Annotated in this window: 13 protein-coding genes; 7 read left to right on the top strand and 6 right to left on the bottom strand. The window is 62.2% G+C overall.

The window, feature by feature from the left end; translation table 11 throughout:
• Positions 1–167 precede the first annotated feature (167 nt).
• Positions 168–1,931, bottom strand: a complete 1,764-nt coding sequence (locus M0D67_RS22430) for a protease pro-enzyme activation domain-containing protein (protein ID WP_266239689.1) — start codon at positions 1,929–1,931, stop codon at positions 168–170.
• 621 nt (positions 1,932–2,552) lie between these two features.
• Positions 2,553–2,903, bottom strand: a complete 351-nt coding sequence (locus M0D67_RS22425; RefSeq protein ID WP_171927381.1) for a DUF4148 domain-containing protein — start codon at positions 2,901–2,903, stop codon at positions 2,553–2,555.
• Positions 2,904–3,423: 520 nt separating this feature from the next.
• On the opposite strand from M0D67_RS22425, the gene acs reads away from it, so the two are divergent.
• From acs to M0D67_RS22410, 3 genes are all read left to right on the top strand, one after another.
• Positions 3,424–5,397, top strand: coding sequence for an acetate--CoA ligase (acs, locus tag M0D67_RS22420; protein WP_266239688.1), 1,974 nt, complete (start codon positions 3,424–3,426; stop codon positions 5,395–5,397).
• A 55-nt stretch (positions 5,398–5,452) separates the two neighbouring features.
• Positions 5,453–6,052 (top strand): acetate uptake transporter family protein, encoded by a 600-nt coding sequence (locus tag M0D67_RS22415; protein WP_154558497.1) that lies wholly within the window; start codon positions 5,453–5,455, stop codon positions 6,050–6,052.
• 81 nt (positions 6,053–6,133) lie between these two features.
• The gene (locus M0D67_RS22410) at positions 6,134–6,373 is read left to right on the top strand and encodes a UDP-glucose 4-epimerase (RefSeq protein ID WP_154558496.1); all 240 of its coding nucleotides are present in this window, start codon (positions 6,134–6,136) and stop codon (positions 6,371–6,373) included.
• A gap of 46 nt (positions 6,374–6,419) precedes the next feature.
• Here the strand turns inward: M0D67_RS22410 and M0D67_RS22405 are convergent, their stop codons facing one another.
• From M0D67_RS22405 to M0D67_RS22390, 4 genes are all read right to left on the bottom strand, one after another.
• Positions 6,420–6,947 carry a universal stress protein gene (locus tag M0D67_RS22405; RefSeq protein WP_154558495.1) on the bottom strand — a complete coding sequence of 176 codons (528 nt, stop codon included), beginning with the start codon at positions 6,945–6,947 and terminating at the stop codon, positions 6,420–6,422.
• Between the two features lie 40 nt (positions 6,948–6,987).
• Positions 6,988–7,707, bottom strand: coding sequence for a Crp/Fnr family transcriptional regulator (locus tag M0D67_RS22400; RefSeq protein WP_171927380.1), 720 nt, complete (start codon positions 7,705–7,707; stop codon positions 6,988–6,990).
• Between the two features lie 204 nt (positions 7,708–7,911).
• Positions 7,912–9,201: an NRAMP family divalent metal transporter gene (locus M0D67_RS22395; RefSeq protein WP_266239687.1), complete on the bottom strand. Its 1,290-nt coding sequence runs from the start codon at positions 9,199–9,201 to the stop codon at positions 7,912–7,914.
• A gap of 272 nt (positions 9,202–9,473) precedes the next feature.
• A complete protein-coding gene (locus M0D67_RS22390; RefSeq protein WP_054038995.1) occupies positions 9,474–10,346 on the bottom strand; it encodes a LysR family transcriptional regulator in 873 nt (290 codons plus the stop codon).
• 205 nt (positions 10,347–10,551) lie between these two features.
• Between M0D67_RS22390 and M0D67_RS22385 the strand changes: the two genes are divergently transcribed.
• The 4 genes from M0D67_RS22385 (at position 10,552) to rbsK (ending at position 15,208) form a co-directional block, all read left to right on the top strand.
• Entirely contained in the window at positions 10,552–11,514 is a 963-nt protein-coding gene (locus M0D67_RS22385; RefSeq protein ID WP_266239686.1) for a sugar ABC transporter substrate-binding protein, read from the top strand.
• A 72-nt stretch (positions 11,515–11,586) separates the two neighbouring features.
• Positions 11,587–13,212, top strand: coding sequence for a sugar ABC transporter ATP-binding protein (locus tag M0D67_RS22380; RefSeq protein ID WP_266239685.1), 1,626 nt, complete (start codon positions 11,587–11,589; stop codon positions 13,210–13,212).
• 3 nt (positions 13,213–13,215) lie between these two features.
• Positions 13,216–14,217 (top strand): ABC transporter permease, encoded by a 1,002-nt coding sequence (locus M0D67_RS22375; protein WP_097396088.1) that lies wholly within the window; start codon positions 13,216–13,218, stop codon positions 14,215–14,217.
• 37 nt (positions 14,218–14,254) lie between these two features.
• Entirely contained in the window at positions 14,255–15,208 is a 954-nt protein-coding gene (gene rbsK / locus M0D67_RS22370) for a ribokinase (protein ID WP_266239746.1), read from the top strand.
• The last annotated feature ends 49 nt before the right edge of the window (positions 15,209–15,257 follow it).

The raw sequence follows: 15,257 nt of genomic DNA, 5'->3' as shown, positions 1-15,257 counted from the left end.
CGCGTGAGCGGCGGCCCGGATTCGGACCGCCGCAATCGTTCGGCGCGAGGGGAGGGATGCTCGCGCGCGGCGATTTCGACAAATGGTTTGCCCGTCGCCGCCGATGACCGGCGTGTCACGAAGTCATCGGCGAGCGTTCAGGCGTTCACATCAATCGGCCTGCAGACTCAGTGTCCAAAGCCGTTGTTCTTGATATATGCGGACAGTTTCGCGATATCGAGACTTCCCCAGCCAGTCGGATAGTCCCAACCGGTGGCCGCCTTGTAACCATAGCCGCCGTAGCCGTTGTTACCCGATTTCACGTCGTGCACCAGCGAAGGCGTCGAGCCAATGGCGCTGTAAAAGCTGGCTGCGGGGAAGCCCAGACTATTCGAGTTCGCGGTCTGCAAACGCGCCCACAGCCCGACGAAGATCGGCGAAGCGAGGCTCGTCCCGCCGATCTGCTGCAACTGACCGTAGTTGTAAATCAGTGCACCTGTGCTCTGCGCAGCGTCGAAGGAGATGTCGGGCAGCAGACGCCGGCCCGGCGTGCCGCTCACCACCGACTGCCACGACGGCTTCGCCTCGTACACGCTGTAGCCGCCGCCGGTCGCCCAGAGCTTGCCGTTGCTGTCGAGCCCTTCGTTCCAGACAGTTTCGCTCGAGTAGGCGCCTGCCGAAGTCGTGTAAAGCGTCGTGCCGCCGACGGCGATCACGTTAGGCGACGAGGCCGGCCACGATACCGAATAGGTGCTGCCGTCAGGGTAGCCGCGGTTGTTGCACTCGTACACGCCTTCATCGCCGGACGAGACCGAGAAGGTCTGCCCTTGTGCCGCCGCTGTCGCGAAGATGCGGTCTTCGGCCTGCAGCGTGCCGTCCGCGTTGGCATCGGCTTCGCACCAGCCGAGCGATACGTTGATCACCTTCGCGGCGTTATCGGACACCGCCTGATTGAACGCCTGCGTGAGGCCGGTGTTGCCGGACGCGCTTTGATCGGCCATATAGAACAGCAGTTGCTGCACCGCGCCGCCTGCGGAACCGACAATCGACTGGCTGTCGAGGTCCCATTCACCTTGGCCTTCCTGATCGTCGCTGTAGTCGCCATTCGACGACCCGGTCTGGATCGTCTGCGTGTTGACGGCCGCGAGACCATTTGCGCTGGTGAACTGCTGGAGATCCTGCAGCGTCTGTGAGACGCCGCCGATTGTGATGATGCCGACTGTCGTGTTCGCCGCGGTGGGTGCGCTGCTGGCGTCGTAGATCGTTGGGAACTCGGTCGGATTGTGGCCCTTGGCCGTACCGGTGGCCAGCGTCTTCGCGGCGGAACGCTCGCCGACCTTCAGCATCGGATGGGCGCGCGCGACGTTCTGCAAGCCGAGCACCGAACCGACTATTTCGCCGAGATCCTGCGGCACTTGTGCCGGCGCCGTGTTCGCGTAGCCGGCCTTGCCGTTCAGTTGGTAGCGAACCAGCGGGGTGTTGAAGGCCGCTTTGACGGCGCCGGCGCTGCCATCGGCGGAAATCAGCAGGCGGTTCGGCGCGACGTGAATATTGACGAAGCCGTTCTTTCGCAAATGCGCGACGACGGTCTGCTCTTGCGCTTCGGTCGGCGCATACTGCGAGAGGAATTGCTGACGCTTGAGGAACTTGCCGAACTGCGCGTTGCCCGGCTGGTTGACTGCCTGCGCGAGTTGCTTCAGTTGCGCTTCATCGCGAAGCTTGAGACTGACCACGATATGTGCGGTCTCGCCGGCGGCGAGTTCGAGCAATGGCGTCGCACTGCGCGCCTCGACCTGGGAGGGCGTCACAAACGCCTTCGTGTCGGTGGGCGCCCACAGCGTGGACGCGGGTGATGCGCCGAATGCAGCGAAGGAAGCAATAGCGAGAGGCAAAGCAACGACCGCGTAACGGTTTAGACACAGGACCGTCTGTTTTGCGGTTGACGACTTCATGTGACCTCCTGAGATAGCAGCGCAACGAGACGCCGAATCTTCCGGTGGCTGTTTCCGGTCGAGTCAAATAAATAGGAATTTCGTCTGGAAGCGCTGTTCTGAATGGTTAATAAGGGCACTCAGTTAAATCCGTGAGCGCCGCCAAATTACCGTTCATTACAGATTATCGGTACCTATCAGAATAGATAGTTGAGAGGGAGAAGAAGTCACGAATGAACGAGGGTGTTTACTTAAAATATTATTTTTATCAGTAAGTTATGTAGTCATTGATTGTTCGACAACACCTAAGTGCATGGCGCGTTGCAATGGAGGCGGGACTCTAATTGGTTTAATGACGCCACTGCTTCGTCATTAATTACAAAATCATTTCTTTATGCTAATTCGATAGTGATGTGCCAGGATTTGAAGAATTTGCAATTAAAAGGCATGTCTGTTCGATTGGAATTAATTGGGCTGTATCGTCAAAGGGGGAATCAAAAAATAATGCGACCTGTGACCGAGTTGTTAGAGCGGACGGACGCCTTATAACGCCACCGTCCGCTCGCCCCCGGCATAGGCATTCGACAGCCAGCCAGCCATTCGTTGAAGCCCGAACCACTTCCAAAAGTGCACGGTCAACGGTCAGCTGCCGAAGTACGGCGTGCAGAAGCTTACGGGGCCGACACACGCCGGCATCGCCGCGCCTGCTGAACGAGCGGGCGTGTTGGACGAGCGTTGGCCAGCCGCCGTCGAACCAGACATCGCCGGACCCTCGCCACTCGTGTTCATCTTCAGGCGCGCGGCCTGCTGCGCGAAGATCGGGTTGATCTCGGGGTATGACGTGTCGGTCACGAGGCGCGAGCCGTTAGCTTCTGCCTGAACCAGTTCCTGGCGCACTTCCGCGCGGGTCTTTTCCTGCGCCGATGCCTGAGTGACTGCGCCGGCCGATGCAAGGAGGATCATCGAAAGGGTCATTGCAAGATTGAGTTTCATTTTGGATGCCTAATTGAGGTTGATTGAATCTAACGATCTATGTGATTGAGAACTACGTCTTTACTTGTCCACCTATGTGGTCCACGTGCTGCCGAAGCTGCGCGGAAGCGTTTCTGCTTTCGCTCGTAGACCGTCTGTTTGCTGCCGTCCACGTAAGGGCAAACACACCGCTTGGCTGCTTATTCCAAATTTTTTCTGCAGCCCCGGGGGAATGGTACAAAACTTACATTTGCCTGAAGGCTCCGACAAAACCTTGTACGCCACCGTACCGACTTCCCCCTCCTACGCGAGCACCGTCATTGCAAGCCCCCTGCATTTCTCCGTCACCGCCGACCGAAACAGTTTCGCGTGACAAGGCTTCCCTGACCGATTTGTGCGCCATCCCCATTTCGCCCGGAGCGGCCAACCGCTTGATCGAGCCGATCACGCGGAATGCCATGTCACGCCCGGCGCAGCAGGGGCGCCGCCACGAGCGCAACACATCTATCAAGCACGCACGAAAGCGTGCAAGGGACACAAAATGTCAACCAGCGATTCGATTCTGGAGGAGCCGCAAGCCTTCCTTCCTCACGCCAGCGTGACGGCTTACGCCGCGATCTCCGGCATGGATGCCTACCGCGCGTTGGTCGCTGAAGCTGAGCGCGATTACGCAGGGTTCTGGGCGCGTCTCGCGCGCGAGGCGCTCGAGTGGAAAAAGCCGTTTTCTACGGTTCTCGATGAATCGCGCGCGCCGTTCTATGAATGGTTCAACGACGGCACCCTCAATGCGTCCTACAACTGCCTCGACCGCCACGTCGAAGCCGGTAACGGTGAGCATGTTGCGGTGATCTTCGAAGCAGACGACGGCACCGTCACGCACGTCACCTACCGGCAGTTGCTCGAACGAGTGAGTCGCTTTGCCAACGCTTTGCGAACGCGCGGCGTGACGAAAGGCGATCGCGTGGTGATCTACATGCCGATGTCGATCGAAGGCATCGTGGCGATGCAGGCGTGCGCGCGCATCGGCGCGACGCATTCCGTCGTGTTTGGCGGTTTTTCGTCGAAGTCGCTCAATGAACGGATCGTCAACGTGGGTGCGATCGCGCTGGTCACCTGTGATGAACAGATGCGCGGCGGCAAAGCGCTGCCGTTAAAGAGCATCGCGGACGAGGCCCTTGCGATGGGCGGCTGCGAAGCGGTGAAAAGCGTTATCGTCTATCGGCGCACGGGCGGCAAGGTTGCGTGGCACGAAGGACGCGACCTGTGGATGCACGAGCTCACAGAAGCCGCAGCAGACACGTGCGAGCCCGAATGGGTCGGCGCCGAACATCCGCTCTTCATTCTGTATACGTCCGGTTCGACGGGGGTGCCCAAGGGTGTGCAGCACAGCACCGGCGGCTTCCTGATGTGGGCCGCGCAGACCATGAAGTGGACTTTCGACGCGAAGCGCAGCGACGTATTCTGGTGTACCGCCGACATCGGCTGGATCACTGGCCACAGCTATATCGCGTACGGCCCGACTGCGATCGGCGCGACCCAGGTCGTGTTCGAAGGCGTGCCCACCTATCCGAACGCCGGCCGCTTCTGGGAGATGATCGCGAAACACCGCGTGACGGTGTTCTACACCGCGCCGACCGCGATCCGTTCGCTCATCAAGCTTGCCGAATCCGATCCCAAAGTTCATCCGGACCGTTACGACCTGTCGACTTTGCGCCTGCTCGGCACAGTCGGCGAACCGATCAACCCGGCCGCGTGGACGTGGTTCTACGAACACGTCGGCCATAGCCATTGCCCTGTCATCGACACCTGGTGGCAAACGGAAACGGGTGGCCACATGATTGCGCCGATGCCGGGCGCCACGCCACTGGTGCCGGGTTCGTGCACGCTTCCGCTGCCTGGCATCATGGCCGCGGTCGTCGACGAAACCGGGCAGGACGTGCCGAACGGGCAGGGCGGCATTCTCGTCGTCAAACGGCCATGGCCGTCGATGCTGCGCGGCGTCTGGGGCGATCCGGAGCGCTATAAGACGAGTTACTTCCCCGAAGATCTCGGCGGCAAGCTGTACCTCGCCGGCGACGGCGCGGTGCGTGACGAGGACACCGGCTACTTCACGATTACCGGCCGTATCGACGATGTGCTCAACGTGTCGGGCCACCGGCTCGGCACGATGGAGATCGAGTCGGCGCTCGTCGCGAACCCGCTGGTGGCGGAAGCCGCGGTCGTCGGCCGTGCCGACGAGACGACTGGCGAAGTCGTCGTCGCGTTCGTGGTGTTGAAGGGCGAGCGGCCAACCGGCGACCAGGCGATCAGAATCGCGACCGAATTGCGCAACTGGGTCGGCAAGGAGATCGGGCCGATCGCGAAGCCCAAGGAAATCCGCTTCGGCGAGAATCTGCCGAAAACGCGCTCGGGCAAGATCATGCGCCGCTTGTTGCGCTCGCTGGCGGCCGGCGAAGAAATTACCCAGGACGTATCCACGCTGGAAAATCCGGCGATTCTCGATCAGCTCGGGTGATGGTTCGCGAAAGCCGCGAGATTGCCGGAACGCTTTTTATCTTCAGGAGCAGGCCATGGCCAGCGTACCGATTCGAACCACACTTGCGAACCCCGCGCCACTGGGTCTCGCCGGTTTTGCATTGACAACGTGGCTGCTCAGCATGATCAACGCCGGCTGGTTTTCGGGCGAGTCGATGGGTCTCGTGCTCGCCTGCGCGCTCGCTTACGGCGGGACCGCGCAGGCCATTGCCGGGATGATGGAGTTGCCGCGCGGCAATACCTTCGGCGCGACGGCCTTTCTAAGTTATGGCGCGTTCTGGTGGTCGTTTGCACTGTTCGTGCTCTTTTTACACGACAAGGTGCCGCCCGCGTTCGTCGGCTGGTATCTGTTTCTTTGGGGCGTCTTCACGTTTTATATGTGGCTGGCCACCTTTCGCTCGCCTCGCGCGCTGCAGTTCATCTTTCTGGCGCTCTGGATCACCTTCGGCCTGCTGGCTGGAGGAGAGTGGACGGGTTCAGGCCTGGTGCGGATGGCGGGCGGCTATATGGGGCTCATCACCGCGGCGCTGGCGTTCTATCTGTCCGCAGCGGACGTGATCAACGAGGTGCACGGGCGGGTGGTTTTGCCGGTCGGCGATCCCCGGGTGCTTAGCCGGCATGCTGTGGCGCTCTGATAGACCAGTTGGGCGGCGCGCGCAAACCGCGAGCGTCGAACACTCACCACGTTGCGTTAAGCAGGCACAAGGCAAAACGTTATGAACCTGTCGGGAAAAGTGGACGGCGACGGCTGGACGGTCACGGCTTGTGCACGCGAAAGCGGCACTGAATTTGGCTGTCTGATCGGCACGAGCGTTGCCGCGCCGGATGGTGTGGTCGTGCGTGAATTCACGCACGACAGAACCTTCAGCACGCAGCAGGAGGCCGTGCTGGATGGCCTGAAGCAAGGCATGTCGTGGGTGGACCTCACTACCTCGAATACGATTTGCGCTGCCTGACCGCACCACATTTCCCACCATCGACGCGACGTCGAGCGCCCCGGCTCTAGAGCGACGGCATCTCATACATCACAGCGGCCACGTCAGCATGCCCCGGTTTGGCCGACTCCACGTGCGTGGTTTGCGCCTGGCGGCTCGGCACCAGCAATACCGGACAGCACGCACTGCGCACCACGCGTTCGGCGACGCTGCCGAGAAACAGACGCTTGAAGCCGCGACGGCCGTGCGTGCCGAGCACCAGCAGGTCCGCATTGAATTCGTTGGCCGTGATGCGGATGCGCTCCGAAATATCCTCGCCGATCGGCGCGACGTCGACCATCCGTGGTGTGCCGGCCACGTTCTCGTGTTTCATTCGGGCGAGTGCGTCCGCTAACAGTCGCTGGCCTTCTTCCACGAACGCGTCACGCAGAATCGTCGGATCGTAGCCGGAGGCGTCGTACGCCATCAGCGGATTGTCGACGACATAGAGCGGCTGCAATTGCGCGCCGCTCTCGCTTGCGAGTTGCAAAGCGGTGTCGAATGCGTGCTCGGATGTGTCGCTGCCGTCGATCGCAACCAGAATGCGTTTATACATATCAGCCTCGAAGAGTTTGTTCAAAGAGTTGCCGCGTCACTTAAACGGCTCTCAGATCGGGCAGCAGACGGTCGAATTCCCGCCTCACCACGCCGTAGCATTCGCACACGCGCTCCTCCAGGCCCGACCGGTCGATCACCTCGATATGACCATAGCTGTAGCGGATCAAGCCCGCGTCCTGCAGCTTCATGGCCGCTTCGGTGACACCCGATCGGCGTACACCGAGCATATTGGCAATCAACTCCTGGGTCATCGTGAGTTCATTTGACGGCAAGCGGTCGATACTCAACAGCAGCCAGCGGCACAGTTGCTGATCGATCGTATGATGCCGGTTGCACACGGCCGTTTGCGCCATCTGCGTGATGAGTGCCTGCGTGTAACGCAGCAGCAAGCGTTGCACTGGGCCGGCACGATGAAATTCTTCTTTCAGAATGCGCGCGTCGAGCCGGTATGCCTTTCCGGCGCTTTGCACGACCGCGCGGCTGGGCGTCGTTTCGCCGCCCATGAAGAGCGCGATGCCGATCAATCCCTCATTACCGACAATCGCGATCTCGGCCGAGGAGCCGTCTTCCATCACATAGAGCAGAGAGACGATCGCGGTAGTGGGGAAGTAGACATGGTCGAGCCGGTCACCCGACTCGTAGACGACCTCCCCGAGCGGCATATCGAGCGCGATGAGATGCGGTGCGATGCGTTCCCACTCGGCTTTCGGTAGCACAGAAAGCAGATGGTTATCTTTCGGTTGATGTGTGGTCAACATGAACCACCCCACAGTGTCCTGCCGAAAAACGACTTCGTATTCGCAGAACCGATCTGAAAAGTTTTCAGGCCCTCCTGGCGGGGCGGTTGCGAAATCGACTGGAAAGCGGTTTGGAAATCGCTGGTGCATACAGGGCCAGCAACCATTCTGGCACGCTTCGTGATGCGCGTCTGTACGGTGGCGTTCACGCCTTGAACGCATGGCTCATGCAACCCAGCTGACAGCCATCGCGATGACCGTAGCCGCCATCACACCGGTGGCAATCCAGCCAAGGACGCGCAGCGTCAGCGGTAACGTGAAGCGCGACATGATGCCGGTACGCATCGACAGATGCATCATGACGATCATGACCGGCACGGCGACCACCCCATTGAGCACGGCGCTCCAGAAGAGCGCCTTGACCGGGTCGATCGAGGTGAAATTCAAACCGACGCCGATGGCTGTCGCCGCGGCGATCACGCCATAGAACGCCTTCGCCTGCAGCGGCAGGCGGGCCAGGCCGACCCGCCATGCGAGCAGTTCGCCCACCGCGTACGCACCCGAGCCGGCCAGTACCGGCAGCGTCAGCAAACCGGTGCCGATAATGCCGGCCGCGAAAATGACGAACGTGAACGGTCCCGCCACCGCTCGCAGCGCTTCCGCCGCCTGGGCGGAAGTCTGGATATCGTTGAGCCCGTGAGCATGCAACGTCGCCGCTGTGGTCACGACGATGAAGAACGCGATGGTATTCGACAGCGCCATGCCGAGATAGGTGTCGATACGAATCCGCGTGAACTCGGCGGGGGCTTCCCACGGTGCGTGAGTGAGCGGATGGGCGCCGGGCCGTTCCAGTTCGTCTTCGACTTCCTGTTCGGCCTGCCAGAAAAACAGATAAGGGCTGATCGTCGTACCCATGACCGCAACAATGGCGACGATGTAATCCGGCTTGGCCGAGAGCGGCGGCCAGATCACCGCCAAGCCCACCTGGGTCCACGGCACGTTGACGACGAATGCGCAGATCACGTAGCTGAAGAGCGACAGGCACAGCCATTTGAGTATCGACACATAGCGCGAGTAACGTGTAAAAACTTCGAGCGCTACCGAGAGCAGGCCGAAACCGCAGACATAGAGCAGCGCGGGACCCGAGATCAACAGCTTGAGCGCCGCGCCCATTGCGCCGAGGTCTGCGCCCAGATTGATGATGTTCGCAATCAGCAGCAGACTGACGACGCTGGTGGAAAGCCAGCGCGGATAGTGCCGCCGCAAATTGCCGGCGATGCCGCAGCCGGTCACGCGCCCGATGCGCGCACTGATTTCCTGGATCGCGGCCATCAGCGGGTAGCTGAACAGCAGGGTCCACGCGAGGCCGTAGCCGAATTGCGCGCCGACCTGCGAATAGGTGGCGATGCCGCTCGGGTCGTCGTCCGAGGCGCCGGTGATAAGGCCGGGCCCCATCACCTGAAGCAGTTTCGGGCGAGTCGGCTGCTTGACCGGATCGCGGGTTAGCGTGTCCATGGCCGGGAGCTCCTGGTGGCGGGCGCGGCCGCCACCACCTGTCAAATGGTTGCGGGGCCGCCGGTTCGGTCGCTAACACGCCTTCATGCGCATCGCGGCCGGAGTGACACGGGCAGCCAGCGCGCTGCTTTTGCTGATATGCGGCGTGTCGAGTCGAGGGTGCGCCGATTCGCCGATGCAGTCGGTACGGTGTCGTACCACGCTGCCCAGCTACCCGCTCTGTATGTGCCCGGTGACGCCACCTGAACACAACGCGAACCCCAGCGCCCGGCCTAACGAAAAATCTCGGCAATGAGGTTGGCCACCGTGCGGATGCGCTCGCTATCGCGTAGGGCGGGATGCAGCACCATCCACACATCCTGGTCGAGCGCCTTGATATGTTTCTCGATGCAAACGAGATCGCTCGTGGTGTCGCCCGCAAGCTGGGCAAGCACGCCGAGGCCGGAGCCGCCCAGCACGCCGTCGAATACGCCCATGCCATAGCTGCTTCGAAGCGAAGGCGCAGGTGCGCCGGGCAGCGTTTTCAGCCATTGCGTGGCCGGGTGATCGGGCTGCCGGTCGTCATAACCGACGAACGACAGCTTGTCCCACTCCTTCCGGGTAATCGCTGCCTTGTGGCGGAGATAGTAGTCGCGCGAACCGAACAGCCCGAAGCGGATCCGGCCGATGCGCCGCACATACAGATCGCCCTCATCAGGGCATTCGGACCACAGCGCGATGTCCGCTTCGCGGCGGGCAAGGCTATACGGACGCCGTGAGGTCAGCACCTCAATGGCGAGGCCGGGCAACCGGTCCTGGAACGAACCGAGCAATTTAAGCAAAATGTAAGACGGCCATTCGACGGCGTTGATCCGCACCGTGCCGTGAGCCGCTGCGCCGCCGGTCACGTCCGCGGCACGCTCGATCTGGTGGGCCAGGTCCTCCATCTGCTCGGCCCAGGCCAGCACGCGCGCGCCGAATGCCGTCACCGTGCAGCCGGACGGCACCCGGTCGATAAGCGGCTCGCCCAGCCGCCGTTCAAGCTCGGTCAGGCGGCGCGACAGGGTGGGCGGACTCAGATCGCATGCCGTCGCGGCGGCTCGCATCGTGCCGCCGCGCGCGATCGCCACCAGAATCCGCAGGTCGTCCCAGTCAACGTGTTCCATTTTTGAAACGCTCGATTTTGAAATTAGGCATAGCATAACGGGGATCGCGAGGATAGCATTGGACCTGGCCATACTCGTCCCAGCATCTGGCAAAGAAACCCGAGGGCTTCATTGACTTTGGCGGCAAGTGTGGCGAACCTGCCCATCACACGACTCAACGGCTATCAGTCACTACGTAGACCGAACGAGCGATACGGAGACATCAATGATTCGTCATTTCCAACCGGCGCGGCGTCGCGCTATCGTAGCCAGCGCAGCTTTCCTCGCAGTGTCGATTCTGCCGGGCACAGCGTTCGCTCAGGCCGCCCACAAGCCGAAAGTCGCGCTGGTGATGAAGTCGTTGGCGAACGAGTTTTTCCTGACCATGGAAACCGGCGCGAAAGACTATCAGAAGCAGAACGCCACGAAATTCGATCTCGTCACGAACGGGATCAAGGACGAGACCGATACGGGTAACCAGATTCGTATCGTCGAACAGATGATCGTGTCGAAGGTCGACGCACTCGTGATCGCACCGGCCGATTCCAAGGCGCTGGTGCCGGTTCTGAAGAAAGCGGTCGATGCCGGCATCATCGTGGTCAATATCGACAATAAGCTGGACCCGGACGTGCTCAAGTCGAAAGACCTGAACATCCCGTTCGTCGGCCCGGATAACGCCAAGGGCGCACAGAAGGTGGGCGACTACCTGGCCAAGCGCCTGAAGTCGGGCGACAACGTCGCCATCATCGAAGGCGTCTCGACCACCACCAACGCGCAGCAACGCACGGCCGGCTTCAAGCAGGCTATGGCGACGGGCGGCATGAAGGTCGTCTCGCTGCAATCGGGTGAGTGGGAAATCGACAAGGGCAACGCCGTCGCGAGCCAGATTCTCAATGCGAACCCGGACGTCAAGGCGCTGCTGTGCGGTAACGACAACATGGCGATCGGCGCGGTATCGGCCGTGCGCGCGGCAGGCAAAGCCGGCAAGGTGCAGGTGGTGGGCTACGACGACATCAACGCGATCAAGCCGATGCTCGCCGACGGCCGTGTTCTTGCCACTGCCAATCAGTACGCCGCCAGGCAGGCCGTGTTCGGTATCGATACGGCTCTGAAGGCAATCGCTGAACACAAGAAGCAGTCGGAATTGTCGGGCGTCGTCGAAACGCCTGTCGATCTGGTCACCAAGTAAGATTGGCGTAACACGTGGCCCGCGTCGTTTGCGGGCCACCCCGCCTGATCTTTGTCTGGCTTTATCAATCTGATGTCCACTCCCAACCTATCCTTGGCCGTTGCCCCGCCCGTGCTGACAGTTCACGGCATCGGCAAGACCTACGCCGGGCCGGTGCTCGCCGATATCTCGCTGGATCTGTATGCGGGCGAGGTGCTGGCGCTGACCGGCGAAAACGGCGCGGGCAAGAGCACCTTGTCCAAGATCGTCGGCGGTCTCGTTACGCCGACCACCGGTTCGATGACGCTTGGCGGCGCAGCTTACACGCCGGGCAGCCGCAAGGACGCCGAGGCGCTCGGCGTGCGCATGGTCATGCAGGAGTTGAACCTGCTGCCGACCCTCTCGGTGGCGGAGAACCTGTTCCTGAATCGTTTGCCGCAGCGCGGCATGTTCGGCTGGATCGATCGCGCCAAATTGCGCGAGGACGCGCGGCATGCCATGGCGCAAGTCGGGCTCGACGCGATCCACCCTGACACGCTGGTGGGCACGCTGGGCATCGGCCATCAGCAAATGGTCGAGATCGCGCGCAATCTGATCGGCGATTGTCGCGTGCTGATCCTCGACGAACCCACGGCGATGCTGACCGCCCGCGAGGTGGACCTGCTGTTCGAGCAGGTCGAACGGCTCAAGGCGCGCGGCGTTGCGCTGGTGTACATCTCGCACAGACTGGAAGAATTGAAGCGTATCGCGCGGCGCGCTGCCGTGCTGCGCGACGGGCGGCTCGTGCATGTCGACGAGATGGCGAACCTCTCGGCCGACCGTCTGGTTACGCTGATGGTTGGGCGTGATATCGGCGAACGGATCGACCTCGGCGAGCGGCGCATTGGCGACGTGGCGCTCAAGGTCACGGGCATGACCCGCGAGCCGGTTGTGCGCGACGTGTCCTTCGAAGTCAAAGCAGGTGAGATTTTCGGCATCAGCGGTCTGATTGGCGCGGGTCGCACGGAATTGATGCGGCTCGTTTACGGGGCCGATCGCGCGGATGCCGGTACGGTGTCGATCGCGTATGGCGGTGGCCCGCTGCAGCCCGTGACGGTATCTTCGCCGTCAGACGCCGTGAAGAACGGCATCGCGTTGATTACGGAGGATCGCAAAGGCGAGGGCCTCCTGCTGACGCAGCCCATTGCCGCCAATATCTCGCTCGGCCATCTGCGCGCGGTGTCGAAGAACGGCGTGGTGGACGCCCGTCGCGAAGCGGCGCTGGCGCGCAAGCAGATCGACGCGATGAGCATCCGCAGTTCAGGGCCGTCGCAGCCGGTGTCGGAACTCTCCGGCGGCAACCAGCAGAAGGTGGTGATCGGCCGCTGGCTCGCGCGCGATTGCACGGTGTTGCTGTTCGACGAGCCCACACGTGGCATCGACGTCGGGGCGAAGTTCGATATCTATGCCTTGATGGGGGCGCTTGCGCGGGAAGGCCGCGCGTTGGTGGTGGTGTCGAGCGATCTGCGCGAGTTGATGTCGATTTGCGACCGGATCGGGGTGATGTCGGCGGGACGGATGACGGGCATGTTCGAGCGCGGAAGCTGGACCCAGGACGCGCTGCTCGCAGCGGCGTTCGCGGGCTACACGAAACGCGACGCGCTGCTGCACGATCCGATCGAACCCGATGCAAAAGCGCCCGACCCAGCGGCGCCCGATCAAAAATCTGTGGAGTATTGAAGCATGACTGCACCAACCAGCCTGCCTACCGTGCAGAACGAACCGCCCAAGGACGCGAAGCCGATCGGCACGCGCCTTGGATTCTCGAACTACCTTGGCCTGCTCGGCGCGTTGCTCGGGATGATCGTCCTGTTCTCGCTGCTGAGCTCGCACTTCCTGAGCTACGACACGTTCAGCACGATCGCGAACCAGATTCCCGATCTGGTCGTGATGTCGGTCGGCATGACCTTTGTGCTCATCATCGCCGGGATCGACCTGTCGGTCGGCTCCGTGCTGGCACTCGGCGCGGCGCTCACGAGCGTGGCGGCCTTGCAGTGGCACTGGCCGGCGCTGCCTGCCGCCTTGCTCGGCATGGCGGGGGCGGCCTTGACGGGCTGCGTGACCGGCGCGATTACCGTGGCCTGGCGGATCCCGTCGTTCATCGTGTCGCTCGGCGTGCTCGAAGCGGCCCGCGGTCTTGCGTACCAGTTAACCAACTCCCGCACGGCCTATATCGGCGATGCGTTCGACTTCCTGTCCAACCCGATTGCCTTCGGTATTTCTCCCGCGTTCCTGATTGCCATCGTCGTGATGGTCGTCGCGCAGTTGGTGCTGACCCGCACGGTCTTCGGGCGTTATCTGGTCGGCATCGGCACGAACGAGGAAGCGGTGCGCCTCGCTGGCGTCAACCCACGGCCGTACAAGATTGCTGTATTCGCGATGATGGGCTTGCTGGCCGGCCTCGCGTCCCTGTTCCAGATTTCGCGGCTCGAGGCTGCCGACCCGAATGCCGGCGCGGGCATCGAACTGCAGGTGATCGCGGCCGTCGTGATCGGCGGAACGAGCCTGATGGGCGGACGTGGCTCGGTGATCAGCACCTTCTTTGGAGTGTTGATCATCTCGGTGCTGGCCGCGGGTCTTGCCCAGATCGGGGCGACTGAGCCGACCAAACGCATCATCACGGGGGCCGTGATTGTCGTGGCCGTCGTGCTGGATACGTATAGAAGCCGACGTCGCGCTGCATAAATATTGACCATTTGTGACCGTCAGCGACCCTTCGTGGATGGTCAGCAGGAGAGTGAACGTGTCGAAAGAAGTGAAGCCGGGCCGCGTGCTCGTGGTGGGCAGCATCAATACCGACCTCGTCGCCCGTGCACCGCATTTGCCGCGGCCCGGCGAGACGATCAGCGGACAGGAGTTCTCGCAGGTTGCCGGCGGCAAGGGCGGCAACCAGGCGGTGGCGGCCGCCCGCATCGGCGCGCGCGTGGCGATGGTTGGGCGCGTGGGAAAGGATGCGAACGGCGCACAGCGGGTCAAGGATCTGGAAGCTGAAGGAATCGATTGCGCGGGTGTCGAGGTCGACGCCGTGCAGCCCACCGGCGTCGCCATGGTGACGGTGTCGGACGACGGCCAGAACACGATCGTGGTGGTTGCGGGCAGTAACGGTGAGCTCACGCCTGAAGGCGTCGCGCGCCACGAAGCGGCGATCAAGGCCAGCGACGTCGTGGTCTGCCAACTGGAAACGCCCTGGGATTCTGTCCACGCAACACTCGCGCTCGCCCGGCGCCTCGGCAAGATCACCGTACTGAATCCGGCGCCGGCAACTGGCCCGCTGCCCACGGAATGGCTGCCGCTCGTCGACTACCTCGTGCCGAACGAGGTCGAGGCCGCGATACTCGCCGGCTTGCCGGTCGAATCGCAAAGCGGCGCGAGAAGGGCGGCGCTGGAGTTGCAACGCGGCGGCGCCCGCAACGTGATCGTCACGCTCGGCGCACAAGGTGCTTACCTGTTGCCGGAAGGCGGCGAAGGCATGCATTTTCCCGCGCCGCAAGTGAGGGCTGTCGATACGACCGCGGCCGGCGACACCTTTATCGGCGTCTTTGCCGCGCAACTCGCTGCCCGGCAGCCGCTGGAAGGCGCAATCAGCCTCGCGCAACGCGCGGCTTCGATTTCGGTCACGCGCGCCGGCGCGCAGCCGTCTATCCCGACTCGCGCGGAAGTCGAAAGCGCAGCCTGACACGGATGCCTGTTGTGACATGAGGCAGTCCGACCTGCAACTCTGGGTG

The organism is Paraburkholderia sp. SECH4 (genome assembly GCF_030511745.1).
Taxonomy (GTDB): Bacteria; Pseudomonadota; Gammaproteobacteria; order Burkholderiales; family Burkholderiaceae; genus Paraburkholderia; species Paraburkholderia madseniana.
Note: the sequence above shows the minus strand (reverse complement) of the source record. Positions and strands in the feature narration are given on the sequence as shown.